We start from the raw sequence: 242 nt of genomic DNA, 5'->3' as shown, positions 1-242 counted from the left end.
CCAGCGTGGTGCCCAGCCGCGCCGGATGCTTGCCGATGATCGGTTCGCCGCTGGCACGATGGTACTAGCCGACGTCCTGGCGGCTGGCAGTGTGCGAATCGGTGAATACCAGCATCTCGAAGCGGGCGCGTGCGGCGTCGGCGTCCTTGTCCGGCTCCAGCGCGAAATCCCAGTTGGGCACATTGCCGCCGGTGGCAGCGATGCCGTCGTACTTCTGCCGCGGCGACCCCTGCGGGGCGTAG

General features: G+C 68.6%; 1 pseudogene. It reads right to left on the bottom strand.

Features of this window, described 5'->3' with window-relative positions:
* A pseudogene (locus tag ACQG3P_RS22390) lies at positions 1 to 242 on the bottom strand (calcineurin phosphoesterase); the annotation flags it as partial.

The sequence above is a fragment of the Stenotrophomonas sp. SrG genome, from assembly GCF_050031795.1.
Taxonomy (GTDB): domain Bacteria; phylum Pseudomonadota; class Gammaproteobacteria; order Xanthomonadales; family Xanthomonadaceae; genus Stenotrophomonas; species Stenotrophomonas rhizophila_A.
Note: the sequence above shows the minus strand (reverse complement) of the source record. Positions and strands in the feature narration are given on the sequence as shown.